The organism is Nocardia miyunensis NBRC 108239 (assembly GCF_001613065.1).
GTDB lineage: Bacteria > Actinomycetota > Actinomycetes > Mycobacteriales > Mycobacteriaceae > Nocardia > Nocardia miyunensis.
The window spans coordinates 35,657-60,373 of the sequence record NZ_BDBQ01000046.1 but is presented as its reverse complement, the minus strand read 5'-3'; the positions used below and the strand labels follow the sequence as shown (position 1 = coordinate 60,373).

27 protein-coding genes are annotated in these 24,717 nt (G+C 67.8%); 16 read left to right on the top strand and 11 right to left on the bottom strand.

The window, feature by feature from the left end:
* Positions 1 to 143: 143 nt before the first annotated feature.
* The 4 genes from NM2_RS19920 to NM2_RS19905 form a co-directional block, all read right to left on the bottom strand.
* Positions 144 to 2,270, bottom strand: coding sequence for an ATP-dependent DNA helicase (locus tag NM2_RS19920; protein WP_067670773.1), 2,127 nt, complete (start codon positions 2,268 to 2,270; stop codon positions 144 to 146).
* 42 nt (positions 2,271 to 2,312) lie between these two features.
* The gene (locus tag NM2_RS19915) at positions 2,313 to 4,283 is read right to left on the bottom strand and encodes a neutral/alkaline ceramidase (RefSeq protein ID WP_067670771.1); all 1,971 of its coding nucleotides are present in this window, start codon (positions 4,281 to 4,283) and stop codon (positions 2,313 to 2,315) included.
* 102 nt (positions 4,284 to 4,385) lie between these two features.
* Positions 4,386 to 4,952 (bottom strand): nicotinamidase, encoded by a 567-nt coding sequence (locus tag NM2_RS19910; protein WP_067670769.1) that lies wholly within the window; start codon positions 4,950 to 4,952, stop codon positions 4,386 to 4,388.
* Positions 4,953 to 5,118: 166 nt separating this feature from the next.
* Positions 5,119 to 6,432 carry a nicotinate phosphoribosyltransferase gene (locus tag NM2_RS19905; RefSeq protein WP_067670767.1) on the bottom strand — a complete coding sequence of 438 codons (1,314 nt, stop codon included), beginning with the start codon at positions 6,430 to 6,432 and terminating at the stop codon, positions 5,119 to 5,121.
* 198 nt (positions 6,433 to 6,630) lie between these two features.
* On the opposite strand from NM2_RS19905, the gene clpS reads away from it, so the two are divergent.
* The 10 genes from clpS to NM2_RS49140 all read left to right on the top strand — a co-directional run bounded on the left by clpS (position 6,631) and on the right by NM2_RS49140 (position 12,820).
* Positions 6,631 to 6,924: an ATP-dependent Clp protease adapter ClpS gene (gene clpS / locus NM2_RS19900; RefSeq protein WP_067670819.1), complete on the top strand. Its 294-nt coding sequence runs from the start codon at positions 6,631 to 6,633 to the stop codon at positions 6,922 to 6,924.
* Positions 6,925 to 6,946: 22 nt separating this feature from the next.
* Positions 6,947 to 7,516 (top strand): oxidative stress transcriptional regulator AosR, encoded by a 570-nt coding sequence (gene aosR, locus NM2_RS19895; protein ID WP_067670765.1) that lies wholly within the window; start codon positions 6,947 to 6,949, stop codon positions 7,514 to 7,516.
* A 195-nt stretch (positions 7,517 to 7,711) separates the two neighbouring features.
* Positions 7,712 to 8,134: a M67 family metallopeptidase gene (locus tag NM2_RS19890; RefSeq protein ID WP_067670763.1), complete on the top strand. Its 423-nt coding sequence runs from the start codon at positions 7,712 to 7,714 to the stop codon at positions 8,132 to 8,134.
* 34 nt (positions 8,135 to 8,168) lie between these two features.
* The gene (locus NM2_RS19885) at positions 8,169 to 8,447 is read left to right on the top strand and encodes a MoaD/ThiS family protein (RefSeq protein WP_067670761.1); all 279 of its coding nucleotides are present in this window, start codon (positions 8,169 to 8,171) and stop codon (positions 8,445 to 8,447) included.
* 6 nt (positions 8,448 to 8,453) lie between these two features.
* Positions 8,454 to 9,416, top strand: coding sequence for a PLP-dependent cysteine synthase family protein (locus NM2_RS19880; RefSeq protein WP_067670759.1), 963 nt, complete (start codon positions 8,454 to 8,456; stop codon positions 9,414 to 9,416).
* A gap of 171 nt (positions 9,417 to 9,587) precedes the next feature.
* The gene (locus NM2_RS19875) at positions 9,588 to 10,280 is read left to right on the top strand and encodes a rhomboid family intramembrane serine protease (RefSeq protein WP_084531289.1); all 693 of its coding nucleotides are present in this window, start codon (positions 9,588 to 9,590) and stop codon (positions 10,278 to 10,280) included.
* A gap of 72 nt (positions 10,281 to 10,352) precedes the next feature.
* The gene (locus tag NM2_RS19870; RefSeq protein WP_067670757.1) at positions 10,353 to 11,117 is read left to right on the top strand and encodes a cyclic nucleotide-degrading phosphodiesterase; all 765 of its coding nucleotides are present in this window, start codon (positions 10,353 to 10,355) and stop codon (positions 11,115 to 11,117) included.
* A gap of 92 nt (positions 11,118 to 11,209) precedes the next feature.
* Positions 11,210 to 11,974, top strand: a complete 765-nt coding sequence (gene rph / locus NM2_RS19865) for a ribonuclease PH (RefSeq protein ID WP_067670755.1) — start codon at positions 11,210 to 11,212, stop codon at positions 11,972 to 11,974.
* On the top strand, positions 11,974 to 12,579 hold the full coding sequence (locus NM2_RS19860) for a non-canonical purine NTP pyrophosphatase (RefSeq protein WP_067670753.1): 606 nt from the start codon (positions 11,974 to 11,976) through the stop codon (positions 12,577 to 12,579). The genes rph and NM2_RS19860 overlap by 1 nt, the downstream gene beginning before the upstream one ends.
* 88 nt (positions 12,580 to 12,667) lie before the next feature.
* Positions 12,668 to 12,820 (top strand): type II toxin-antitoxin system Phd/YefM family antitoxin, encoded by a 153-nt coding sequence (locus NM2_RS49140; protein ID WP_157121185.1) that lies wholly within the window; start codon positions 12,668 to 12,670, stop codon positions 12,818 to 12,820.
* Between the two features lie 153 nt (positions 12,821 to 12,973).
* Here the strand turns inward: NM2_RS49140 and NM2_RS19855 are convergent, their stop codons facing one another.
* From NM2_RS19855 to NM2_RS19845, 3 genes are all read right to left on the bottom strand, one after another.
* Positions 12,974 to 13,363 carry a DUF3817 domain-containing protein gene (locus tag NM2_RS19855; protein WP_174575653.1) on the bottom strand — a complete coding sequence of 130 codons (390 nt, stop codon included), beginning with the start codon at positions 13,361 to 13,363 and terminating at the stop codon, positions 12,974 to 12,976.
* Positions 13,360 to 13,785 carry a transcriptional regulator gene (locus tag NM2_RS19850; RefSeq protein WP_067670751.1) on the bottom strand — a complete coding sequence of 142 codons (426 nt, stop codon included), beginning with the start codon at positions 13,783 to 13,785 and terminating at the stop codon, positions 13,360 to 13,362. Before NM2_RS19850 ends, NM2_RS19855 begins: the two co-directional genes overlap by 4 nt.
* Before the next feature lie 65 nt (positions 13,786 to 13,850).
* Complete coding sequence (locus tag NM2_RS19845) at positions 13,851 to 14,726, bottom strand: oxidoreductase (RefSeq protein WP_067670749.1); 876 nt, start codon at positions 14,724 to 14,726, stop codon at positions 13,851 to 13,853.
* Between the two features lie 197 nt (positions 14,727 to 14,923).
* Here NM2_RS19845 and NM2_RS19840 point away from each other — a divergent pair, with 197 nt between their 5' ends.
* Positions 14,924 to 16,963: an MDR family MFS transporter gene (locus tag NM2_RS19840; RefSeq protein WP_067670747.1), complete on the top strand. Its 2,040-nt coding sequence runs from the start codon at positions 14,924 to 14,926 to the stop codon at positions 16,961 to 16,963.
* A 57-nt stretch (positions 16,964 to 17,020) separates the two neighbouring features.
* Here NM2_RS19840 and NM2_RS19835 read toward each other — a convergent pair whose 3' ends face one another.
* The 3 genes from NM2_RS19835 to NM2_RS19825 form a co-directional block, all read right to left on the bottom strand.
* Positions 17,021 to 18,229, bottom strand: a complete 1,209-nt coding sequence (locus NM2_RS19835) for an FAD-dependent monooxygenase (protein ID WP_067670744.1) — start codon at positions 18,227 to 18,229, stop codon at positions 17,021 to 17,023.
* Between the two features lie 173 nt (positions 18,230 to 18,402).
* Positions 18,403 to 19,068, bottom strand: a complete 666-nt coding sequence (locus NM2_RS19830; RefSeq protein ID WP_067670742.1) for a PadR family transcriptional regulator — start codon at positions 19,066 to 19,068, stop codon at positions 18,403 to 18,405.
* A 333-nt stretch (positions 19,069 to 19,401) separates the two neighbouring features.
* Entirely contained in the window at positions 19,402 to 20,190 is a 789-nt protein-coding gene (locus NM2_RS19825) for a helix-turn-helix domain-containing protein (RefSeq protein WP_067670740.1), read from the bottom strand.
* A 152-nt stretch (positions 20,191 to 20,342) separates the two neighbouring features.
* On the opposite strand from NM2_RS19825, the gene NM2_RS19820 reads away from it, so the two are divergent.
* The 5 genes from NM2_RS19820 (at position 20,343) to NM2_RS19795 (ending at position 23,623) form a co-directional block, all read left to right on the top strand.
* The gene (locus NM2_RS19820; RefSeq protein WP_067670738.1) at positions 20,343 to 20,780 is read left to right on the top strand and encodes a hypothetical protein; all 438 of its coding nucleotides are present in this window, start codon (positions 20,343 to 20,345) and stop codon (positions 20,778 to 20,780) included.
* Positions 20,781 to 20,822: 42 nt separating this feature from the next.
* Positions 20,823 to 21,437: an NAD-dependent epimerase/dehydratase family protein gene (locus NM2_RS19815; RefSeq protein WP_067670736.1), complete on the top strand. Its 615-nt coding sequence runs from the start codon at positions 20,823 to 20,825 to the stop codon at positions 21,435 to 21,437.
* A gap of 92 nt (positions 21,438 to 21,529) precedes the next feature.
* Positions 21,530 to 21,919, top strand: a complete 390-nt coding sequence (locus tag NM2_RS19810) for a nitroreductase/quinone reductase family protein (protein WP_067670734.1) — start codon at positions 21,530 to 21,532, stop codon at positions 21,917 to 21,919.
* 128 nt (positions 21,920 to 22,047) lie between these two features.
* Positions 22,048 to 22,872, top strand: a complete 825-nt coding sequence (locus NM2_RS50790) for a hypothetical protein (RefSeq protein WP_176586721.1) — start codon at positions 22,048 to 22,050, stop codon at positions 22,870 to 22,872.
* 103 nt (positions 22,873 to 22,975) lie between these two features.
* A complete protein-coding gene (locus tag NM2_RS19795) occupies positions 22,976 to 23,623 on the top strand; it encodes a pentapeptide repeat-containing protein (RefSeq protein WP_067670728.1) in 648 nt (215 codons plus the stop codon).
* Positions 23,624 to 23,818: 195 nt separating this feature from the next.
* On the opposite strand, the gene yczE is transcribed toward NM2_RS19795, so the two are convergent.
* Positions 23,819 to 24,436 (bottom strand): membrane protein YczE, encoded by a 618-nt coding sequence (gene yczE / locus NM2_RS19790; RefSeq protein ID WP_067670726.1) that lies wholly within the window; start codon positions 24,434 to 24,436, stop codon positions 23,819 to 23,821.
* Positions 24,437 to 24,717 lie beyond the last annotated feature (281 nt).

Sequence of the window (24,717 nt, the reverse complement as noted above, 5' to 3'; positions counted from 1 at the left end):
CGCGCACGCCATCCTCGGGAAATCTCAGGCGACAACTGATATCGCGCGAGCACGGGTAACTCACCGAGTACGCCCAAAAGTCACCCCATGCCTTCCCGTCGGCCCGAAACGCGAATGCCGGGGCACTCGACGGCACGCTGAAGTTACGCGGAGGCGGGTTGCGCGGCGGTGAGGCGCCGGAGGGCTTTGACGACGACCTCGGGGTCGGCGGTCTCCCAGTACGGCGGCAGGGAAGCGCGCAGGTAGGAGCCGTAGCGGGCGGTGGCCAGCCGGGAATCCAGGATGGCCACCACGCCGCGGTCGTCCACGCTGCGCAGCAGGCGGCCGGTGCCCTGGGCGAGCAGCAGGGCGGCGTGATTGGCCGCGATCGCCATGAAACCGTTGCCGCCGCGGGACTCCACCGCCTTCTGCCGGGCCACCAGCAGGGGATCGTCCGGGCGGGGGAACGGGATGCGGTCCAGGATCACCAGACTCAGCGAGGGGCCCGGGACGTCCACGCCCTGCCACAACGACAACGTGCCGAACAGCGAGGTCTCCGGATCGTCGGCGAATTTGCGCACCAGCGCGCCGGTGGCGTCCTCGCCCTGGCACAGGATCGGGGTGTCCAGGCGCTCGCGCAGGGCCTCGGTGGCCGCCTTGGCCGCGCGCATCGAGGAGAACAGGCCCAGGGTGCGCCCGCCTGCGGCCTCGATGAGCCGCTGGATCTCGTCCAGATACGCCGGGGACAACCCGTCGCGGCCGGGGGCGGGCAGATGCTTGGCCACGTACAGGATGCCGGACTTGGCATGGTCGAACGGGGAACCCACATCGAGCGAATTCCACCGCACCGCATCGGAATCCGACGGCGCCTCACCGCCATTGGCCAACGCTGAGTCGATGCGGCGTTCGCGGGGCCCTGCGTGGTTACGCAAGCTGCCGCCTCCGGGCCCGTCGCTACCGCCGACGTCGACGCGGTTCGGCGACTGTGCCGGTAGGCCCCAGGTGATCGCCAGTCCGTCGAACGAGCCGCCCACCTGCAGGGTCGCCGAGGTCAGCACCACCGTCGCGGTGCCGAACAGGCGGCTGCGCAGCAGGCCGCCGACCGAGAGCGGGGCCATGTGCAGGGTGCGGCGGGCGACGCCGCGCAACTCGTCGGCGGCCAGCCAGATCACGTCGCGGCGCGCGGCGGGATCGGATTCCTCGAAGGTCGTCAGCGCGCGCACCGCGGTGTCGTGCACCTCCTCGACCGCCGACAACGCCATGTTGCGGGCCGCGACGTCTTCCGGATCACCTTGCGGCGCACCGGATCCCGGCGGTGCGAGGGCGGTGCGGGCGTTCCAGGCCGCATCGCGGATCAGCGCCAGCACCGGGCCCGCGCCCCCGGGCAGCTGATCCCAGCGGCCGGGCGGCAGATCCTCGAGCAGTTCGTGCCATGCCTCCGCGGCGCCCTCGAGCCGATCGACCTCCCGCTCGTCGACGAGTTTGCCGCAGCGTTTGGCAGCGGCGCTGATCGCGCCGGTGGACAACTCCGCGGTCGCGACGCCGGTGACCCGGTCGACCAGTTCGTGCGCCTCGTCGATCACCACGACGTCGTGTTCGGGCAGCACCTGCACGCCGCTGATGGCGTCGATGGCCAGCAGCGCGTGATTGGTGACCACCACATCGGCCTGGCCGGATTCGGCGCGGGCGCGCTCGGCGAAGCAGTCGGTGCCGAACGGGCAGCGCGATTTGCCCAGACATTCCCGCGACGACACGCTGACCTGCCGCCACGCCCGATCGCTGACGCCCGGGGCCACCTCGTCGCGATCGCCGGTCTCGGTGTCCGAGGCCCAGTCGTTGAGCCGCTGCACCTCGCGGCCCAGGCGCGAGATGGCGAACGCGTCGAACAGTTCGGCCTCGGGCTCCTCGTCCGGAATCGCGCTGTTGATCTTGTTCAGGCACAGGTAGTTGTTGCGGCCCTTGAGGATCGCGAATTTCGCCCGACGACCCAGCGGCCCGGCCAGCGCCTCGGCCAGCCGTGGCAGATCCCGGTCCACCAGCTGCCGCTGCAGTGCGATCGTCGCGGTGGAGACCACGACCGTGCGCCCGGTCTGCACCGCGTGCCGCAGACTCGGCACCAGATAGGCCAGCGACTTGCCGGTCCCGGTGCCGGCCTGCACCGCCAGATGCTCCTTGGTGTCGATCGAGTGCGCGACCGCGGCCGCCATCGTCTGCTGGCCCTTGCGCGCCTTACCGCCGAGCGCTTCGACAGCGGTCGTCAACAGGGTCGGCACTGGCGGAAGTTCGGGCACGCCAGCAGACTATCGCTAGCCTCCGACAGGTTCGCTGCCCGCTCAGCTTTTGATTTGGAACTCCTGCGAGGTGCCGGTGAACGGGACGCGTTCTCCGCTGTGGCTCTCCGAATCGCCGTAGTAGCGGATCCGGTATCTGCCCTCGGGGGTGTCCGCCGGACTGTTCCAGGTGATGGTGACCAGGGAACTCGAGGCAGCGCCGCGGGCCCAGCGGAACGTGGTGGCCCAGTCGCCGTCGTCGGCGACCGGGCGCCAGCGGCCCGCGTCGTAGCGCTGCACCATCAGGTACGTGCCGCCGCGGTGCAGGTCGCGGTTGGGATGGGCGCCGGCGAATTCGACGACGACCTTCTGGCCCGCAAGATAGGAGTCCTCGGGCTCGGTGACCACATCGCCGAAATGTTTGCCCGCGGGCGGAAAGTCCGGCGGCACTGTGGTTTTCGCTGGTTTCTGCTGATCGGCCAGATCGGGCGCGGAGATGCCCGGCGAGACGGGTTGCCCGTCGCGCATCGCGGTCGCCAGCCCGGACACCACCTGCTGCAGGGCCGGCAGTTCCCACCGGCCGAACAGCGTGCTGGCGCCCTCGTACCGCTGCTCGTCGTACTCCTCGGGGGTGGTGATGTAGTGGATGTACGCGTTCGCATACCCGGCGACCAGGACGTTCGGCAACTCCGCGCCCATGATCTCGGCGACCGCGCGACGCAGGCGCAGACCCGCGGTGATGGTCACCTCGCCCGGGATGCCGATCAGGAACAACTCGCCGATCCGGATCAGCTGGACCGGCGCGATCTCCTGCACGTACGGTCCGCCGAAACGGTTGAGCAGGCTGCTGGGCGCGACGATCGTCTTGGGCGACTGCGCGTCACGCAGCTTCGGGGCGAACCGGTACGCGAGCCGGGACATCCAGTCCCACAGCGGATTACGGCCCTCGTGGAAGGTCTTCCAATTCGTCGGGCCGTCGAAACTCGCACCGGCGAAGGCGGATGCGCCCGCGGCGGGCTTGGCGGTGCGGTGTTCGCTGCCGTCGCCGGTGAACTCCGCGGACACGGTCATCGCGGACAGGTCGACGTGGATCAACCGGCAGTCGATGTCCCCGGCCATGCGCGGCATGTACCCGTCGGAGAGTTTCGCGGCGGCCTCGTACTGCCGGGTGCCGATGAGCCGGGTGTTCTCGACCTCGTCGTTGGTCGGGCCGTGACCGGGCGCCCCGTCCAGATTCGGCGAGACGTCACCGGCATTGGTCTGCGCGAACGCCGCGACGAAATCCGGATCCTCGGAATCGACCAGGTAGTCCACGCCCTCGACGACGCGCTCCCAGTAATACGCCGCGTACCCCTTGTTGTCGCCGCTGATCAGCGTGTTGCGATTGGTCATCGAGGTGTTGTGCGCGGCGAACCAGTCGATCGCGCCGACCGGCTCGCCGTCGCGGTCGATGCGCAGCAGGGTGGTCTGCGGGTCGATCGCGTCGGGGAAGAAATCCTTGTCCGCCTGCGGATTTCGGTCGAACGCCGCGCGCGAGCGGTTGACGCTCGCGTCGCGCAGTTCACCGTGGGCCAGGCGAATCGTCGCCGGGGCGAGATCCTCGTGCGCGCGCTCGACCGCCTCCACGATGCCCTCGACGATCGCGCGGAACGTCGCGGGCCGGAATCCGTCGGTCGTCTTGTTGTAGAGCTGGTGATGCGAATACCCGCCCGGCCCGCAGTGGGTGTGCGTGGCGGTGATCATCACATTCGATTCGCTGTAGGTGTCACCGAACCGGCCGGCCAGTCGGCGCAGCACCTCCTGGGTGATGCTGGAGAAGATCAGCGGCAGATCGTTGATGATCAGCAGCACCCGGTGATCGGTGATCGGATCGGCGAATATGAAGGCGCGCGAACGCAATCGGGTGTGGATGCCGGAGCTCTTCTGATCGGCCATGCCGTATCCGAGCATCCCTGCCTCGGCCGGTTCGCCGGTGATATCGGCGATCGCGCGCCCGACCCGATGTCGGTCGGTCGAGTAGTTGGTGTCGGACATGACCTCGTCTTCCGTAGTCTTGGAACCGGTCTGGGGACCTGTCCAGTCTTCAACATCGTCAAACTAGTCGTGCGAGGGGCTGCCCGCAGAGCGAATGCCCACTCATGACTCGGCGTGTCCGGCGAGTTCGATTCCGGCGGTGCGCATCTGCGTCAGCGCGGTTTCGGTGGTCGCGGGGGACACGCCCGCGGTCAGATCCAGCAGCACACGGGTGCGCAGGCCTGCCGCGCGGGCGTCGAGGGCGGTCGCGCGCACACAGTGGTCGGTGGCGATACCGCAGACGTCGACGATGTCGATTCCCTTGTCGCGCAACCAGTCCGCGAGCGACGTGCCGGACTCGGCGCTGCCCTCGAACCCCGAATACGCGGCGGTGTAGGCGCCTTTCGAGAACACTTCTTCGATGGGCGTCGTGTCCAGATCCGGGTGGAATTCCGCGCCGGGAGTGCCCACGCGGCAGTGCGGCGGCCAGGTGTCGACGAAGTCCGGATCGTCGGAGAAGTGCGCGCCGGGATCGATGTGATAGTCCCGCGTGGCCACGATCGCGGCGTAATCGCTCGCGCCGAGGTATTCGCTGATCCGCCCGGCGACCGCCGCCCCGCCCGCGACGGCCAGCGAACCGCCCTCGCAGAAATCGTTCTGCACATCCACGACGATCAGTGCCCTGGTCATCTCTCGTACCTCGATTTCGCATGCCGGTATCGGTGGACCGGGCCGAGTCGCGGTACCCGGCCGCATCTTCGAACCTAGCGCGGCGGCGCCGGTTCGTGGCACCGGTGTGCGAGCTCGGCGGATTTTTCCGCGCGGGCGACACGAATTCCGGTCGGAGCGTGGGCAGTCACTGCAGGAAGGTCGTCGGGATCGCCGGTTCGCCGGGCGAGAGTTTCAGGCCCTCCCAGGGCAGGCTGATCAGGCCGCGGGCGACCAGTTCGCGGCTGTCCCGCAGGGACGGGCGATCGTCGATGATCTTGCCGCCGCGCACCATCGGGGTCAGCAGATCACGCACCTCGAACTCGTCGGTCTCCGGTGCGGGACCCGACGCCGGGTAGACGATCTCCTCCACGATCGTGCCGGTGCGCCGGGACAGCCGCACCGCGCGCTTGGTGCCGCCGCGGGACTCCTTGTGGCTGCTGCGCTTGGCCACCGGCACACCCTCGACCTCGACCAGCTTGTAGACCATCCCGGCGGTCGGCGCGCCCGATCCGGTCACCAAGGAGGTGCCGACGCCGTAGGCGTCGACGGGTTCGGCGCGCAGGGCGGCGATCGCGTACTCGTCCAGATCTCCGGACACCACGATGCGGGTGCGGGTCGCGCCGAGGGCGTCCAGCTGATCGCGCACCTGCCGGGCCAGCACGCCCAGATCGCCGGAATCGATACGCACACCGCCCAATTCGGGCCCGGCGACCTCGATCGCGGTGGCCACGCCCTGGGTGATGTCGAAGGTGTCCACCAGCAGCGTGGTGCCGACGCCCAGCGCCTCGATCTGGCCGCGGAACGCCGCGGCCTCGTGCGCGCCGTCCGAACCGCTGTGCAGCAGGGTGAACGCGTGCGCGCTGGTGCCCGCGCCCGGAACCCCGTAGCGGCGCACCGCTTCCAGATTGGACGTCGCGTCGAATCCGGCCAGATAGGCCGCCCGCGCACTGGCCGGCGCGGCCAGCTCGTGCGTGCGGCGCGAACCCATCTCGATCATCCGCCGCCCGCTCGCGGCGCTGACCATCCGCGCGGCCGCGGACGCGATCGCGCTGTCGTGGTTCAGGATCGACAGGATCAGCGTCTCGAGCACCACGCATTCGGCGAAGCTGCCGCGCACCGACACGATCGGCGAACCCGGGAAATACAGTTCACCCTCGCGGTATCCGTCGATATCGCCGCGAAACTCGTAATCGCGCAGCCAGTTCACCGCGTCGGCATCCAGGAATTTCTCGGCGATCGCCAGCTCCGGCTCGCGGAAGCGAAATTCGGCCAGCGCGTCCAGCATTCGTCCCGCACCCGCGGCGATGCCGTATCGGCGGCCGTGCGGCAATCGTCGTGCGAATACCTCGAAGGTGCATTGCCGATGCGCCGATCCGTCGGCGAGGGCGGCCGCGAGCATGGTGAGTTCGTACTGGTCGGTCAGCAGCGCGGTGCTGGTTGCGACATGTGCGGTATCCACAGTCGTCACTGTAGACAGAATCCGCGCGCGGATCGCGTGGCGAGTGCGCCGAAACGACCTCGGTCGGGTGTTGTTTCTCCGGGGCCGAGTCGTACCCTGAGGGTTATGGGTCTGTGCATGAAGGACGCCGTCCGGGTCGCCGCCGATTCGGGCGGAGTGGACACGACGGCGGCGCACGGGGCGGGCCCGGGAGTGACGATGATGGCGGGGCAGGCCGTCCCCGAGGCGGTCGAGACAACCGAGATCCTCGAGGCGGAAGATCGGCCGTGGGTGACGGTCGTCTGGGACGACCCGGTGAATCTGATGCACTACGTCACCTACATCTTCCAGAAGCTCTTCGGGTACAGCAAAGGCAAAGCAACCGAATTGATGCTGCAGGTGCACAACGAGGGAAAGGCGGTGGTGTCCTCGGGCTCGCGGGACAGGATGGAACATGACGTGCAGCGTCTGCACGCCGCGGGCCTCTGGGCGACCATGCAACGTGACGAATGAGACGGGCGACTACCGTAATCCCGTGCGCAAGTGGAGCAGAAAGAACTCGCTGAGCGGGCTCAAGCTGCGGTCGGAGATGGACGCGCGGGAGGCCGATGTGCTGCGTTCGCTGGTCGGGGCCGTCACCGGACTACTCACCGAACGGGCCTCCTCGGGTCCCGACGACGAGCTGGCCGCGCTGACCGGGCTACGGATCGGCAATGCCACACCTCCCGACGACCCCCGGCTGGCCCGCCTGCTACCGGACTTCCACCGCCCCGAATCCGGTTCGCCCGATGCCGATCGCGCCGACCTCAACAGCGCGCTGCGCAGCCTGCACGAGCCGGACATCATCGATCGGAAGGTGGCCGCGGGCACGGTGGTGCTGGAAACCCTGCCCGCCCGCGGCGGCAAGATCCTGCTCACCCCGGAACAGGCCGACGCCTGGCTGAACGCCCTGAACGACGTGCGGCTGGCGCTGGGCACGGCCATCGGCATCGACGCCGACACGCCCGAGCAGCTGGACCCGGACGATCCGCGCGCCCCGCACCTGGATGTCTATCACTGGCTCACCTGGATGCAGGACTCGCTGCTGAGTGCGCTCGCCCCCTAGAGAATTCCCGATTCGAATCTCACTGCGCGAAAGTATTGACATATCCCTCGACCACCGCATTTCCCGGGACAATGCGGGAAATGCGGGGGCTGCGGCATGGGACCTGGGAATAGCCGAATATTGTTGGCCGTTGAGGACAGCGTTCCGGCCCCGCGACGCGGAAGTCGCCGGAATGTGCACGGAAGGATGCGACAAGTGCTGGTGATCAAGGCCGACCTCGTGGACGCGATGGTGGCGCACGCGCGCGCCGATCATCCGGACGAGGCCTGCGGGATCATCGCCGGGCCGGAGGGTTCGGACCGCCCCGAGCGGTTCGTCGCGATGATCAACGCCGAGCGCTCGCCGACCTTCTACCGCTTCGACTCGGGCGAGCAGCTGCGGGTGTGGCGTGAGATGGACGACCGCGACGAGGAAGCGGTCGTGGTCTATCACTCGCACACCGGGACCGAGGCGTACCCGAGCCGCACCGATATCTCCTACGCCTCCGAGCCGAACGCCCACTACGTGCTGATCTCCACGCGCGATCCGGCGGAGCACGAGCTGCGCAGCTACCGGATCCTCGAGGGCGAGGTCACCGAGGAACCCGTCCGGATCGTGCCCGGCTACGCCGGTTCATGAGCCGCCCCGACCAGGAAGAACGAAGGAGTCACCCATGTCGGTAACCGTGTCCATCCCGACCATCATGCGTCCTCTCACCGGAGGCGAGAAGCGTGTGCAGGCGTCCGGCGCGACGCTCGCTGCGGTGATCGACGACCTCGAGGCCAACCACACCGGCCTGCGCGATCGGCTGCTCAAGGACGGCAAGCTGAACCGGTACGTCAACATCTACGTCGATGACGAGGACGTGCGTTTCACCGGCGGCCTCGAGGCGGAGGTGCCCGAGGGCGGCACCGTGACCATCCTGCCGGCGGTCGCCGGCGGCGCGCGCTGAATTCCCGTGGCGCGCTACGAATCGCTGATCGAGACCCTCGGCAATACGCCGCTGGTGGGTCTGCGCACGCTGTCCCCGCAGTGGGACGGCGATGACCACGTGCGGTTGTGGGCCAAACTCGAGGACCACAATCCCACCGGATCCATCAAGGACCGGCCCGCGCTGAAGATGATCGAACAGGCCGAGGAAAAGGGTCTGCTGCGGCCCGGCTGCACGATTCTCGAGCCGACCAGCGGCAATACCGGTATCTCGCTGGCGATGGCGGCCAAGCTCAAGGGATATCGGCTGGTCTGCGTCATGCCCGAGAACACCTCGGTGGAACGTCGTCAGCTGCTGACCATGTTCGGCGCGGAGATCATCGACTCACCGGCGGCGGGCGGCTCGAATCAGGCTGTGGCACTGGCGAAGAAGATCGCCGCGGAGAATTCCGAATGGGTGATGCTGTATCAGTACGGCAATCCCGCCAATTCTCTGGCGCATTATCAGGGCACCGGGCCGGAGATTCTCGCCGATCTGCCGGAGATCACGCATTTCGTGGCCGGGCTCGGCACCACCGGAACATTGATGGGCACGGGACGTTATCTGCGCGAACACGTTCCCGATATCGATATCGTCGCCGCCGAGCCGCGCTACGGCGAACTGGTCTACGGTCTGCGCAATCTCGACGAGGGATTCGTCCCGGAACTCTACGACGAATCCGTGCTCACCTCCCGTTTCTCGGTCGGCCCCTACGACGCGGTGCGCCGCACTCGCGAATTGGTCCTCCAGGAAGGGATTTTCGCGGGGATATCCACCGGCGCGATCCTGCACGCCGCACTCGGCGTGGCGGGTAAGGCCCGCAAGGCGGGCAAGCGCGCGGATATCGCGTTCGTCGTCGCGGACGGCGGATGGAAGTATCTGTCGACCGGTGCGTACGACGGGACCCTGGAAGAGGCCGAGGACAAGCTGGAAGGTCAACTCTGGGCTTGAGGTTGTGTCTTCGGCCTCCGCTTCGCTCCGAGCCGCGCCGAAAAACCTTGGAGTTGGCGTTGCTTGCCTGACAGTTCCAGACGGATGGAGTGCGGTCAGTACCCTGGTACAGGTGAGGTCCGGTCTCCGAACGGCCGGATGCCCCCGGGCCTTGCGAGGAGGTGAGGTCTGATGACCGCCGGGATGGGATCGTCGTTCGATCCGGATCGGATCGCGGCCGTGCGCGCGCGGTTGGACAAGGCATCCGGGGGTGGGTCGCGGGTGGCGACGAAACAGTTGTGGGCGCGGGCGATCGCGATCACGCTCGGGTTCGTCGCGCTGCTGTACGTCATCGAGGGGATCGATGTGCTCGCGGGGCACGGCCTGGATCGGGCCGGGATCCGGCCGCGCAGCGCGGTGGGGCTCGAGGGCGTGGCGTTCGCGCCGCTGCTGCACGCGAACTGGGCGCATCTGATGGGCAATACGCTGCCGGTGATCGTGCTCGGACTGCTGACGTTGCTGACCGGTATCGGTCGCGGGTTGAGCGCGACCGCGATCATCTGGGTGGTCAGCGGTCTGGGCGCCTGGTTGATCAGCGCGTCGGGGACGACCACGGTCGGTGCGTCGGGTCTGGTGTTCGGCTGGCTGCTGTATCTGATCTCGCGGGGGCTGTTCGCGCGCAACGTCTGGCAGATCGTTCTGGGTGTCGTCGTCGGGCTGTTGTACGGTGGAATTCTGTGGGGCGCGCTGCCCGGTCAGGCCGGAATCTCCTGGCAAGCGCATCTTTTCGGCGCGTTGGGTGGACTGATATCCGGTTGGGTACTCTCCGGAGATGAACGTCGTCATCGTCGCGGGGATAGTGTCGGCCGCCTCGCCTCGCCGTGACGACCGGGTAGCCCGGCCGACGAGTTGGGGGATCCCCTCTTGACCAGTAGTTCAGCGTGGGAGCATGGGGGAATGCGCCTTACCGTCATCGGGTGCTCGGGCAGCGTGTCCGGCCCGGATTCACCCGCCTCCGGCTATCTGCTCACCGGCCCGGAGATGACGCCGACGGTGATCGACTTCGGTCCCGGCGTTCTGGGCGCATTGCAACGTCATCTGGATCCGGGTGAGGTCGACATCTTCCTGACCCATCTGCATGCCGACCACTGCTTGGATCTGCCCGGCCTGCTGGTGTGGCGGCGGTATCACCCGAATCCGCCGAGCGGGCGCGCGATCGTGCGCGGTCCCTCGGACGCGCCGCTGCGGATCGGCAACGCCTCGGCCGAGGTCGGCGGGGAATGCGACGACTGGTCCGACGTGATCGATATGCGCGCGTGGAGCGAAGACGAGTCGATCACCTTCGGTCCCGGGCACACCCTCACCGCGCGCCGGATGTATCACCCGCCGGAGTCCTACGGCCTGCGGATCACCACCGCGGCCGGGCGCACCCTGGTCTACACCGGGGACACCGCGCTGTGCCCGGCGGTTTTCGAACTCGCGCAGGGTGCGGATGTGCTGCTGGCCGAGGCGTCCTGGACGCACGATCCCGGTAATCGTCCCGAGGGCATCCATCTGTCCGGCGCCGAGGCCGGGATGGTCGCCGCGCAGGCCGGGGTGGGTGAGCTGCTGCTGACGCACATTCCGCCGTGGACCTCGCGCGAGGATGTCATCGCCGAGGCGAAGGAGCAGTTCACCGGTCCGGTGCACGCGGTATCGCCCGGCGAGGTCTTCGATATCTAGGCCCGTTCCGCGCGCGGAGCCGTCCGGGCCCCGGCGGGAGAGATCCGGGGGGAGCGCGGGTTTGGTGATCGGTTACCACTAGGCTGCTGGCTGTGTCGAGACGAGCCGATGGCAGGGCGGACGATCAACTCCGCGAGGTCCGCATCACCCGGGGATTCACCACACATCCCGCGGGGTCGGTGCTAGTGGAGTTCGGGCAGACGCGGGTGATGTGCACCGCGAGCGTCACCGACGGGGTTCCCCCGTGGCGTCGCGACTCCGGATTGGGTTGGCTCACAGCCGAATACGCGATGCTACCTGCGGCCACGCACACCCGCGGCAGCCGCGAGTCGGTGAAGGGCAAGGTCGGCGGACGCACCCAGGAGATCAGCCGGTTGGTCGGGCGCTCGCTGCGTGCCTGCATCGACCTGGCCGCGATCGGGGAGAACACCATCGCCATCGACTGCGACGTGCTGCAGGCCGACGGCGGCACCCGCACCGCCGCGATCACCGGTGCGTACGTCGCGCTGGCCGACGCGGTGACCTATCTCGGGGCGGCCGGGCGTCTGGCCGATCCGCAGCCCATCTCCTGCATGATCGCCGCGGTGAGCGTCGGCGTGGTCGACGGCCGGGTGCGCCTGGACCTGCCGTACGAGGAGGATTCGCGCGCCGAGGTCGACATGAACGTGGTCGCCACCGATACCGGCACCCTGGTCGAGATCCAGGGCACCGGCGAGGGTGCGACATTCCCGCGCTCGACCCTGGACACGATGCTCGATTCCGCGCTGGCCGGATGTGAACAGCTGTTCACGGTCCAGCGGGAGGCGCTGGCCCAGCCGTATCCGGGCGTGCTGCCCGAGCCGGAGAAGAAGAAGTAGTGGCGCGCCGGGTGCTGGTCGCCAGCCGTAACGCCAAGAAACTCGGTGAGCTGCGCCGGATCCTGGCCGAGGCCGGGGTCGAGGGGCTCGAGATCGTCGGACTCGACGAGGTGCCCCCCTACGAGGAGGCCCCCGAAACCGGTGCGACCTTCGAGGAGAACGCGCTGGCCAAGGCCCGCGACGGCGCGGCGGCCACCGGATTGGCTTGTGTCGCAGACGATTCCGGCATCGCGGTGGACGCCCTGAACGGCATGCCGGGCGTGCTGTCCGCGCGCTGGTCCGGCCGTCACGGCGACGACCCGGCCAACAACGACCTACTGCTCGGCCAGCTCGCCGACGTCCCCGACGAGCGCCGCGGCGCACGTTTCGTCTCCGCCTGCGCCCTGGTCGCCGACGGCAAGGAGGTCGTCACGCTCGGCGAATGGCCCGGCCACATCGCCCGCAAACCCTCCGGCGACGGCGGCTTCGGCTACGACCCCCTGTTCATCCCCGACGGCGGTACCGTCTCCGCCGCGCAACTCACCCCCGCCGAAAAGGACGCCGCCTCCCACCGCGGCCGAGCCCTACGCGCCCTGCTTCCTGCCCTGGCCGAACTCGCGCGGTAGCCGTTCCGCGCCTCCCCGGGACTTCGGTCGGTCGTCGGGTGATCCTTTGCGTCGAGCTGGCGATGTGCAATTTCATGGAGAGAATGTCGTGATGATTCCGCAGCGCGAATACGAATCATTGCGCGAGACAGCGTATCTGCTGTCCAGTGCCGCCAATGCTCGTACCCTCACCTGCCGTGTCGCGGAGCTTCGCGACGGCGTCGGTGAGCATCACGAGTTGCTCGAGGACGAGGCCGAGTGAGGAAGATCGTCTTCCGTCCGGAGGCGTCGGAAGAGTACTTGTACTGGCAGCGTCAGGATCGTCATACGCATCAACCAGCTCGTCACCGACACGTGCCCGGACGTACCCGGGGAGTTACCCATGTTGTCCCGGAATCAGTTGTCGCGCACCATGTCAGAAGTTGTATGCCTTTTTCACCTGTTTGGCGTTGGTGTGTTCGACGAAGAAGGACAGCAGGGGGATGGTGCCTGCCAGGAGGGTGCCGATGGTGCGGCCGACGGGCCAGCGGACCTTGACCGCGAGGTCGGCGGTGACGATCAGGTAGACGAAGTAGACCCAGCCGTGGACCACGGCGATCCAGTTGGGGGTGTGCACGCCGAAGCCGTACTTGGCGATCACCTCGGCGCACAGCAGCAGCAGCCAGGTGCCGGTCGCCCAGGCCAGGACGCGGTAGCGCAGGAAGGCCGGGCGGACCTTGGCGGGGGACGCGCTGCGCGCGGCCGGGGCCGGGGTGGCGGCGGGTGCGCTCGCCTCGGCGGTTTCGATGTTCTCGCTGGCGCTCAACCGGCGCTCCTCTCGGTCTCGCGGGTGTCGAGCCCGGCCTCACGCATCTGCTCGTGCAGGTCCTGGGCGTGCAGATCGGCCAGGTACCTGTTGTATTCGGCGAGCACCGGATCCTGCGTGCGCCGCACGGTCGGCCGCTCGGGCAGGATTCCGGCCGGAATCTCGCGCTGCACAGTCGGTTTCACGATCTCGGGCCGCTCGGACTCGGGAGTGTCGGACTCGCGTTCGAGGCGGACGAACCGCACGTAGACGAACACCACGAATCCGGCGAACAGCGGCCACTGCAACGCGTAGCCGAGGTTCTGCCCGGTCCCGGTCCCGGATTGGAATCGTCCCCACTGCCACCAGCCCAGTACGAGGCAGGTCAGCGCCGCGACGATCACCAGGATGATCAGAGCGGGACGGCGGTGCGGAGCGGACACGGCTACCACGGTACTCGTCTACTACACGTTCCGTAGGGGCAGGTCCACTCCGGGGCCGTCGGCGATCAGAACGTGTAGTGCACGCCGGTGAGCCGCTCGGATTCCTCCCACAGCCGGCGCTGCAGGTCGCGGTCCTCGGACAGTTTGCTCGACGGCGACACTCTGACCGGCCCCTGGCTGCCGAACAGCCGGGTCGGGCCCCAGTACTGGTTCGGGTCGGCGTCGGGCATGGTCGCGGCGAACAGGCTCGAGTGCGCGGCGCGGGCGGGGGAGTGCCCGATCAGCGCGACCGCCGGTTTGGCCACCTTGTCCATCAGCGTCTCGGTCCGGGTGAACAGATCGGTCGCCGAGACGCCCGGATGCACCGCGTAGGAGCGCTTGGCCGATCCGGCCTCGCTCAGGCGTCGCTGCAATTCGCGGGCGAACATCAGATTCGACAACTTGGACTGGGCGTAGGCCAGATTGCGCTGATAGCGGCGGTGCTCGTAGTTCAGGTCGTCGATCCAGAGCTTGGGCGTCTGGCGATGCGCGATGCTGGCCAGGGTCACCACCCGGTCGCGGACGCGGTCCAGCAGTAGTCCGGTCAGCGCGAAATGGCCCAGATGGTTGACGCCCCACTGGGTTTCGAATCCGTCCTTGGTGCGCGAGAACGGGATGTTCATCAACCCGGCGTTGTTGATCAGCACATCGAATTCGCCGGTGTGCCCGGCGAATTCGCGGACCGAGGCCAGATCGGCCAGATCCAGCGCCGCGACCTTCACGTCGCCATCGATCTCGTCGGCGACCCGCTGGGCCGTGGCGGTGTTGCGGCAGGCCATGATCACGCTGGCCCCCTTACCGGCCAGCACGGCCGTGGTGTTCTTGCCGATGCCGCCGTTCGCGCCGGTGATGACGAACGTGCGTCCGGTCAGATCGGGAATTTCGCTGGGCTTCCAGGCCATTGCGCGGGACCTTTGCTGGTGTGGTCGTCCGGGCAGCGCCCGCTGCCCCGGCGGCAATCTTACTTAGGGGTAAGTTCTGGGGAAAGGGTTGTCGCTCGCACATTATGGTATGCCGAGAAGTTGCTGCCGTAGCGGTATGCCCGGTCATAAGACGTGTCCTGCCCATGGAACTGCTGGTTCCGGCACATACTGAGCTAATGACCGCTGTCAGTGCTCCCGCAGTCGCCGACGCGCCCCCTCCCGTGAGCCACACCCGAGCCAATGTCGTGTTCATCACAGTCGTACTCGGCATGCTCATGGCCGCGCTCGATCAGACCATCGTGTCCACCGCACTGCCCACGATCGTGGCCGATCTCGGTGGCGCGGGACATATGGCCTGGGTGGTGACGTCCTATCTGCTGGCCGAAGCGGTGGCGACCGCGCTCGCCGGTAAATTCGGCGACCTCTTCGGCCGCAAACTGGTCTTCCAGCTCAGCGCGCTGATCTTCATCATCGGCTCGATGGTCGCCGGACTTTCCAACGGCATGCTGTTGCTGATCATCGCGCGGGCCATCCAGGGCATCGGCGCGGGCGGGCTCATGGTGACCTCGATGGCGCTGATCGCCGACGTCATCCCGCTGCGCGAACGCGGCAAATATCAGGGCGCGCTGGGCGCGGTGTTCGGCGTCACCACCGTCATCGGCCCGACGCTGGGTGGCCTGTTCACCGATCACGCGAGCTGGCGGTGGTGCTTCTACGTCAATGTCCCGCTCGCGATCATCATGATCGTCATTGCGGCACGGGCGATTCCGCGTGTGCGCACGGTGATCCGGCCGATCATCGACTACGCGGGCATCGCCCTGGTCGCGATCGGCGTGAGCTGTCTGATCCTGGGCCTGGAATGGGGTGGTCAGCAGTATCCGTGGGGTTCGGCCACGATCATCGGGCTGTTCATCGCGGCGGCGATTCTGCTGACCGCGTTCGTCTTCGTGGAACTGCGGGCCGCCGAGCCGATGCTGCCGATGCATCTGTTTCGCAGCAACGTCTTCACCGTGTGCTCGATCCTGTCGTTCATCGTCGGCTTCGCGATGCTCGGTGCGATGACCTATCTGCCCGCGTATCTGCAATATGTGGACGGGATATCGGCCACCGCGTCCGGTCTGCGGACGTTGCCCATGGTCGTGGGCCTGTTCACCACCTCGATCCTGTCCGGTCAGGTGGTCGGGCGGACCGGACGCTACAAGTACTTCCCGGTCGCCGGGACCGCGGTCATGGCGGTGGGGCTGTATCTGATGTCGACGATGGGGCGCGGCACCGGCATCTGGCTCGAATCGCTGTACATGCTGGTGCTGGGGCTGGGCATCGGGCTGGCCATGCAGGTGCTCACCATCGTCGTGCAGAACACCGTGCCCTATGCCGATCTGGGCACCGCGACCTCCGGCGTGACCTTCTTCCGTACTCTCGGAAGCACTTTCGGCACCGCGATCTTCGGCACCCTCTACAACGATCAGATCGGTCCCAACCTGCGCGAGGCGCTGGCCCGTACGCCGGGGGTATCGGCGGAGGTCGCCCAGAGCCCGCAGGCATTGCGCAAATTGCCCGAGGCGCAGGCGAATCCGATCATCGACGCGTACGCCACCTCGATCGATTACGTATTCCGCTGGGTGGTGCCGGTGGCGATCGTGGGATTCCTGATCGCGTGGCTGCTGAAAGAGATTCCGTTGCGCGACAGCATGCGCGCGGAGGCATCGGATGTCGGCGGCGGATTCTCGGTGCCGGATTCGGCGGATTCGGTGGTACGCCTGGAATACGCCCTGTCCAGCCTGATGCGCAAGCTGCGTGCCGACGAACTGCCCGATCCGATGATCCTGTCGTCCTCGGGCACCTCGCTGACCCGGGATCAGGCGTGGGCGATCGGGCAGGTGCAGATGTTGCGCAGGGCACGCGGGGAGGCGACGCTGGACGCCATCGCCCGCGCGCACTGGATGCCCCCGGAGGTACTGGAGCCGGTGTACGACAGGGCCGTCGCGCTCGGGACGGTCGAATTCGATGGTCCGCGAATGCAACTCACCGAGGCCGGACTCACCGAATCGGATCGCATCAAGGCCGCCTGGCGCAATTGGGTGTGCGGCCGGATCGACGACTGGGACTGCGCGAATCCGGCCGACCGGGCGTTGTTCGACAAGGCGCTGGACAATATCGCCGCCAAACTGCTCGACGAGTCCGATCGTCCGGAGATGCTCACCGCCCGGGTCTGAGCAGTTCCGGGCGACGGTAACTCGCGCCGACCGGAACTGCCTGAGCCACTGGATGTTTCAGGCCCGGACGAGTTCTGCTCGCTCGTTCACCGTTGCGTCCCAGTCGATCACGTAACTCTGCTCGCGGCGCATGGTCTCCTCGATCTTCATCGCCTTGGCCGCCAGCGGCATGAGCAGCGGCATCGCGCGGCGCATCACCGGACCCATGGTCTTGCCGTGGTTGATCTTCGCTCCGCGCGCGGCGATCCGCTCCACCCGCGGCCGCCGGATCCGCTCGTAGGTCGCGAAAGCCGTTGCCGGATCATCGAAGTCGCGCAGGCAGCGAGCCAGTTGCACCGCCGACTCGATGGCCTGGGAAGCGCCCTGACCGGTGCTGTTGGACGGTGCGTGCACCGCATCGCCGACCAGGACCATCCGGTCGCGATGCCAGGTCGGCACCGGAGGCATGATGTGCAGACCACCGACGATCGCCAGATCCTCCGGGGCGGTGTCGCGGGCGAACTCGCCGCCCGGAGTGTCCGGGGCGTAGGTCTCCCGCAGCGTGCGCAACCACTGCTCGGCGGGGATCGCGCGAGCCTGGGACATGCTCAGGTACTGCGCGTTCGGCAGGTTCGCCCCCCAGCCGATCCGGCCGTCGGGCAGAGCCCAGTACAGGTAGTAGGCGTTCTTGCCGAAGGCGAAGAAGGTCGTCCCCTGCGGGACGTCCACCGAGCATTCGACGTACGCGCCGAAGCCGAGCAGGCCGGTGTAGTTCGCCGCGGGCGCGTTCGGATCGATGAGGGTGCGCACCCGCGATTTGATGCCGTCGGCGCCGATCAGGATGTCGGCGGTCGCGCTGGTGCCGTCGGCGAAGTGCGCGGTGACGCCGTCGGCGTGCTCCTCGACCGAGACCAGGCGCTTGTCGTAGGCGAAATCCACCCCGGCGGCGACGGCGTGATCGTGCAGCACCTGATGCAGATCGCTGCGATCGACCATCTGGAGCGGCTCCAGGCCTGCGACGGCGGGCATCTCGATCATCTTGTGCCCCACCGACATCACCGAACGCGGCATCGGCAGCGCGACCTTGCGCACCGCGTCGCCCGCGCCGATGACGTCCAGTGCGGCGAGGCCGTTGGCGGCGAAGCCGAGGGTGCTGCCGATGTTGTAGGCCGGGCCCGGATACGCCTCGAAGACGCGGCCCTCGATACCGGCCATGCGCAGTGCGGTGGCGGTGACGGGTCCGGCGACACCGCCGCCGATGACGAGTGCGGAACGAATTGCGGACATGAGTGTTCTCCCTGTGGATGGGTGTGAATGCCCGATCCGACTCGTGCGCGGGGAGCCCGGTTATCCTGTAGTTGCCACACTTGGGCCGGGTTCGCCTGCGCGAATGCGGTTCGGGACGGTAAGGGAATCGAGCTCGGAAAGGTGTTGCCGCACCTGACCGGGCTCGTTTTCTGCTATTTCTGGGTGGTTTCGGTGGACTGCGTGAATTCCCCCCTCTCCACCATGCCCGCGACCTCCTGCGGATCGATGTTCTCGGCATGCATCCGACGCCACCAGCCGACGTCCGGGAAGGCGCCGCTGGCGATCTCCTCGCGTAGCGCGTCCACCCAGGCGGCCTCGGCCTCGAGCATCGCGATGGTGAATTCGTTCTCGACCAGGAACAGTCGCGGGACCGTGTCCCGGACCTTGTCGAGTTCGGCGCGGTCTCCGGCGATCTGGCGGGTCAGGCGTTCGCTGCGCTGCTCGAGCAGGGCGATCACCTCGTCCGGGGGGATGATCGCGGCGACGGACAGGCCGGAGACGAACGGGTGATGCACGGGTGCGGGTGTGCTGAGCAATTCCCGCGTCCAATCCTCGGTCTCGGCGCGACCGGCCGGGGTGAGCGCGTAGATGGTGCGCTCGGGGCGGGCCCCGTCGCGTTCGCTGCCGACGATCTCCAGGAAACCGTGCTTCTCCAGGTTCTGCACCACGGTGTAGAGCGAGCCCCATTTGATGTCCATATCGCGTTCCTTGCCGCGATTGCGCATCTTGGCCGCGATCTCGTACCGGTGCATGGGGCCCTCGACCAGCGTGGCGAGCACGGCCAGCGCCAGCAGATTGCCGACCTTCCGCCGTTTCATCGGGACCTCCTTTAATCACTCGCATACGAATATACGTCTACGAGTATTCGTCCGCAAGTAGTGGATCGCATCGCCGGTGATGGATCACATCGCGGCGGACGGATGCGAGGAGGAGCTTGCGCGGATGTGGCGAGTCCGGCCTTCCGGCAGCGCGCCCAGCCGGGCCGATGAATGCGCTCGAGGAGACCGCCGGGGCGGGTGCGGCTGCCGGTTCCGTCGAGATGCCGGCGACACGCACCCTCCCGGACGTGGATTCCGTACGTCAGGACCTGCTGGTAGCGGGTCCCCGATGGTGCGCGGTGGGTGCGGTGCGTCCGCGCCCCTGGCCGGTGGTCATTCCCCGGCGCGCTCGTGCAGGATCCGAGCGGTTGCTTCGTCGGCGGGGAGGAATGCCTCGAGGTGTAGTTCGGACAGGGTGATGTCGGTGGCGGTGGCGAACGAGGTGAGGGTGGTGATCAGTCGCAGCTCACCGGCGTTGCTGCGCAGGCGCAGCGGGACGGCGAATCCGAGATATCCCGGACCCGGATCCACCGGTGGGAGGTAGCTCTCCAATTCGGCGGCCAGCGCCGCCAATTCGGCGTCGGGGCTGATCCGCACCCGATTGCGCAGGGCCTCGGTGACATGGCGGCCCCATTCGGGCAGGTTGACCACCCGTGGTGCGAGTCCCTCGGGATGCAGGGCCAGCCGCCGGACATTGATCGGGGCCCGCAGCAGGGCGGGTGAGCAGCCCTCGAGGAAAAGTTCGAATGCGGCATTGGCCTCGACCAGCGTGCTGCTGTGGTCCACGATCAGCGCCGGGTAGGGCATGTGGCCGTCCAAGATCTGCCGTAGTGCGGTGCGGACCGGTGCCAATTCCGTTGTCCCCATTCCGGATTCGCTGAATATCGGCGCGTAGCCGGCTGCGGCCAGCAGGCCGTTGCGCTCGCGCAGCGACAGGCCGAGTGATTCGGCCAGCCGCACCACCATCGCTCGGCCCGGCTGTGAGCGGCCCTGTTCCAGGTAGCTCAGGTAGCGCTGGGTGGTGTCGGCTCGGATCGCGAGATCGAGCTGACTCCACCGCCGCAGACCACGCCAGCGGCGCAACTCACGGCCGAAGGCGGGCTCGGCCAGGACTGTGCTCATAGCCCTCATGATCGACGCCGCGCGGCCGCGACGCCATTCCCTCGAGGGAATCGCGCAGCGGCATCCGGCGCGACAGACTCGGCCTCACGAGCGATCGAGCCCCCTCGGACAACCCGCGGGGTATCTCGATCCGCACCGCGAAAGGACACGCTGTGAGCAGTGCACTCACCGATATCGAACTGAACCGGCTCGCCGACGGCTACGTCGCGCAGTGGAACGAGCCGGACCCGAGCGCCCGTCGGCAACTGATCCGCGAGGTGTGGGCCGTCGACGGCGTACAGGTGCTGGTGAACCCGCCGCAGGCGATCCGCGAGACGGCGGCAGAATACGCGATAGCCTTCCCCGCCTTGGAGATTCGTGGATACGACGCGATGGACCAGCGGGTCGCCCGCGCGTACGAGATGTTCGTCGGGACCGGGGAGTTCGTCTTCGAAAAGGACGGTGCGGTCGCCCGGCAGGCCGGGTCCGCGGTGACGCTGACCTGGGTGATGCGGTCGCGGGCCGACGGCAGTGTGGCCGCCTCGGGCTTCGATGTGCTGACGGTGGACGCCGCGGGCCGGATCCGTACCGACCACCAGTTCGTGGACTGAGGGAACGCCGGGAACGGCGGACGGGCGGCTAGGGTTGGGTGGGTGAAGATCTTCCTGGCAGGCGCGAGCGGTGTGCTCGGCAGTCGATTGACGCCGATGTTGATTGCGTCCGGATGTCAGGTGGCCGGGATGACCCGGTCACCGGAGAAGGTCGAGATGCTCGCCGGATTCGGCGCCGAGCCGGTGGTGTGCGATGTCTTCGATGCCGCCGCGCTCGAGCAGGCGGTGCGAGCGTACGCGCCCGATCTGGTGATGCATCAGCTCACCGACCTGCCCGACCGCGCCGAGGATCTGGCCGCCGGGCGCGCCGCGAATTCGCGGATGCGCAAGGAGGGCACCGCCAATCTGATCGCCGCGGCACAGGCCGCGGGCGCGAAACGCTTTCTGGCGCAGAGTGTTGCGTGGGAGATGTCCGGAGAAGGCCAGGCCGCCAAGGAATTCCTGGAATCCTCGGTGCTCGGCCTCGGCGGCGTGGTACTGCGCTACGGCCAATTCTATGGTCCCGGAACGTATTACCCGGATGCGGCCGCGCTTCCCAACCCGCCGCGCATCCACATCGACGAGGCCGCGGCCCGCACGGTTCTGGCACTCGATCTCAGCAGCGGCGTCTACGCGCTGACCGATGACGGCGCCTCGGATTTCACCCCGGTGAGCTGACCGCGGGTCCGCGTGCGCCGCGGGGGGATGCACCCGCAGCGGGTCGCGGTCCGCTCCGGCCCGAATCGGTCCCGTCGCGGTACCGTCGAGATATGGTGAACGCCGACCTTCAGCATCGCTGGGTGACCGCCTTCCAGCGTCATATCGCCAATCCGGTCCTTCGCCGTCTGCCGACTCAGACACTGCTCGAAACCACCGGCCGCGTCAGCGGACAGGTCCGCCGGACTCCTATCGGCGGGGCCCGGCGCGGCGATTCGTTCTGGTTCGTCTCCGAATTCGGTGAGCGATCCCAGTACATCCGCAATATCCAGGCCGACGACCGGGTGCGGGTGCGGCTGCGCGGGCGCTGGTACACCGGGACCGCGCACCTGTTGCCCGAGGACGACGCCAAGGCTCGCATGCGCGATCTGCCCAGGTACAACAGCGCCGTCGTCGGCGCGTTCGGCACGGATCTGCTCACCGTGCGCGTCGATCTGGATTGAGCAGCGCGCAGGTCTCAATCCGAAGTAGATACGGATCGGACCGTCCCCTGTGTCGTGATCTTCGTTAACGTGCCTGGTGAGTGGGCTTTCGGATCAGCGGTGCAACTGGTGGACGAAAGGTTCCGACTATGGCTTCACCCGAGATCGGACAGGAGAACGAGCCGCCGGACGGTGAGCGCGGCGGGAACGCGAGGTACATGGCGGTGGCCGCCGTGACGATGCTCGCGGTGGCGGTGGTGGTCGGCGTGCTCGCCGTCCGATCGCAGCAGGACGTGCGTTCCGCGGCCGCCACCTCGACGGTCACGGCGAGCGCGCAGCCCGTGGTCCGGACCGAGGGGGTGCCGGGCGCGGGCAAACCACATCGGGAGGGCGACGACTGCACACATGACTTCATCGCCGCCCGATGGCAGCAGCGGGACGGCCGGTGGGTGTGCGCACCGCCGGGAATCATGAGCACGATCCATCGGGTCGGCGACGATTGCTCGCATGACGGCCTGGTGGCGCGGTGGGTGGTGGGTCCGGGACCGGCATGGCTGTGTCAGACCCAGCGTCCGATGACGACGCAGGCTACCGCACCCGTCGTGCCGACGCGTCCGTACACCGTTCCGCAGGCCCCGGTCCATGTGCCGTCGCCTGAACCGACGCAGGCGCCGATCGTCACCCAGCCACCCGCGCCGCGTCAGGTCCCCGCGCCCGCACCGCGTCCGGCACCCTCGGCTGCGCCTGCGCCCTCGGCTGCGCCGCGTTCTGCGCCTGTTCCCGCCCCCGCGTCTGCTGCGCCTGCGCCTGCGCCCTCGGCTGCGCCTGCGCCGCGTTCTGCGCCTGCTCCCGTCCCCGCACCTGCTGCTCCCGCGCCCGCACCGCGGCCCGCGCCTCCTCCCGCGCCGGTGCTGCCGCAACTGCCGTTCCAACTGCCGACCATTCCGTTCCCGATGCCGGCGCCACCGCGCTGAGCAGGCAGATCCGTGGTGTTCACGCCCGCTGCGCCGAGGCGGTCGTCCGGGCGGACGACGCGTGCGGCTCGGGCGGAGTATTGCGGAGTATTAGGGTGCTTGGGTGCCTCGTGAACTCGCCGATCTGCCGTACGCTCGCTTTCTGGAAGCGTTCGAGGGAGAACTCGAGCCCGACTCCGACTACGAGAGTGCGCACATCGACGGCCTGGACCTCGACGAACTCGATGGGCGAGGCGTGCGGTTCACCCAGTCCGCCCTGACCACGATCCAGTTCAACGGCGGGACGTTCCGGTACGGCCGATTCGACGACGTCTGGTTGCGCGCGGTGCGCTGGATCGGAACCAATCTGGGCCAGAGCGGTTGGCTGAATTCCGAATTCGTGGAATGCGCGCTGTCGGGCGTGGAGGCCGTGGGCGCGGGGTTGCGCCGAATCCGTTTCGAGGGTTGCAAATTCGATTCGGTGAACCTGCGCAATGCCTCGCTGCAGGATGTGACGTTCAGCGATTGCGTTCTGCGCGATACGGATTTGGGCGAGGCGACGTTGCGCCGGGTGTGTTTCCCGGGAACCCGGCTGGACGGGATCACCCTGCACAACGCGAGCCTGCACGATGTCGACCTGCGCGGCGCGACAACCCTGGATCTCACGGCCGGAATAGACTCACTCCGAGGCGCGACGGTGAGTACTCCGCAACTGCTGGACCTGGCACCGGCTTTCGCGCGGGCTGCGGGGATCACGGTGCGCGACAACTGAACCCGCGTTCAATTGACTGGATGTGGGCTGGCTTCGCCGAGCCGAGAGCTCGGCGGCTCCCAGCGAGCTGTTCGGATTTGATTGTGTGACAGATGAATTCGTGATTGATTGGAAGTGCCCGTCGGGCTTTCGGATGCCTCGAATCCAGGGTGTTCGGAGCGGACTGCTTTGCGCGACAGCGTCATTCATGGTCGATCAAGCGGGCACCGGTGCGGGTTGCGGGACAGGAAAACCGGGGAGTCCGCGACGGGTCAGCGGGATCAGCAGGTGGATCAAGGGGCCGATGCCGAACGCGTACACCACGGTGCCCACGCCCACGCTGCCGCCGAGCAACCAGCCGGTCAGCAGGACGGTGGCCTCGATGCCGGTGCGGATCGGCCAGACGGACCAGCCGGTGCGAGCGACCAGACCAGTCATCAGGCCATCGCGCGGGCCTGGACCCATCCCCGCGCCGATGTAGAGCACCGTGGCGACGGCGTTGAGCGCCACGGCCGCGATCATCGCGACGATCTGCATCGCCAACAGGTGCGGGTGCGGCAGCCAGTGCAGGGCGTTGTCCACCGCGACGGCGATGACCACGACATTGCTGATCGTGCCCAGTCCGGGCCGTTGTCGCAGGGGGATCCAAGCCAGGAGCACCGCGACGCCGGTCAGCGCCGTGACGGTGCCGAAGCTGATCGGCGCGTGCCGGGCCACCCCCTGGTGGAAAACGTCCCAGGGATCCAGGCCGAGCCCGGCCCGGATCATCACGGCCATCGAGAATCCGTACATCCACAATCCGGTGTAGAGCGCGAGCAGGCGGCGAAACAGCATGGTGAACAGCTTGAGCTACTACTGGACCTGTAATACAGATCCACTTCGCGATTACTGGACTCTAACTCGAATCCGGTGTGATGCGCATAATGTGCTCGACCCCGGCCGCGCCCCGCAGTAATCTGACCGGATGCGGAAACGTGCACGCCTCGCGTGGTGGCTGCCCTGACGGGCGGCCAGATTTCCGTATGCTCCGATCAACGCGGCCGCCCGAACCGGGCGGCCGTTCTCGTCTGCGTGACGCGGTGGCGGTCCGGCCGGGCGGCCCCACCGCGAAAGGC

Excerpts from the sequence above, each read along its gene's own strand:
- NM2_RS19915 (WP_067670771.1), bottom strand. The coding sequence starts at position 4,283 with ATGTCCGACACCAACTACTCGACCGACCGACATCGGGTCGGGCGCGCG.
- NM2_RS19910 (WP_067670769.1), bottom strand. The coding sequence starts at position 4,952 with ATGACCAGGGCACTGATCGTCGTGGATGTGCAGAACGATTTCTGCGAG.
- clpS (WP_067670819.1), top strand. The coding sequence starts at position 6,631 with ATGATGGCGGGGCAGGCCGTCCCCGAGGCGGTCGAGACAACCGAGATC.
- NM2_RS19885 (WP_067670761.1), top strand. The coding sequence starts at position 8,169 with ATGTCGGTAACCGTGTCCATCCCGACCATCATGCGTCCTCTCACCGGA.
- NM2_RS19875 (WP_084531289.1), top strand. The coding sequence starts at position 9,588 with ATGACCGCCGGGATGGGATCGTCGTTCGATCCGGATCGGATCGCGGCC.
- NM2_RS19870 (WP_067670757.1), top strand. The coding sequence starts at position 10,353 with ATGCGCCTTACCGTCATCGGGTGCTCGGGCAGCGTGTCCGGCCCGGAT.
- NM2_RS19845 (WP_067670749.1), bottom strand. The coding sequence starts at position 14,726 with ATGGCCTGGAAGCCCAGCGAAATTCCCGATCTGACCGGACGCACGTTC.
- NM2_RS19840 (WP_067670747.1), top strand. The coding sequence starts at position 14,924 with ATGACCGCTGTCAGTGCTCCCGCAGTCGCCGACGCGCCCCCTCCCGTG.
- NM2_RS19835 (WP_067670744.1), bottom strand. The coding sequence starts at position 18,229 with ATGTCCGCAATTCGTTCCGCACTCGTCATCGGCGGCGGTGTCGCCGGA.
- NM2_RS19830 (WP_067670742.1), bottom strand. The coding sequence starts at position 19,068 with ATGAAACGGCGGAAGGTCGGCAATCTGCTGGCGCTGGCCGTGCTCGCC.
- NM2_RS19825 (WP_067670740.1), bottom strand. The coding sequence starts at position 20,190 with ATGAGCACAGTCCTGGCCGAGCCCGCCTTCGGCCGTGAGTTGCGCCGC.
- NM2_RS19810 (WP_067670734.1), top strand. The coding sequence starts at position 21,530 with ATGGTGAACGCCGACCTTCAGCATCGCTGGGTGACCGCCTTCCAGCGT.
- NM2_RS50790 (WP_176586721.1), top strand. The coding sequence starts at position 22,048 with ATGGCTTCACCCGAGATCGGACAGGAGAACGAGCCGCCGGACGGTGAG.
- yczE (WP_067670726.1), bottom strand. The coding sequence starts at position 24,436 with ATGCTGTTTCGCCGCCTGCTCGCGCTCTACACCGGATTGTGGATGTAC.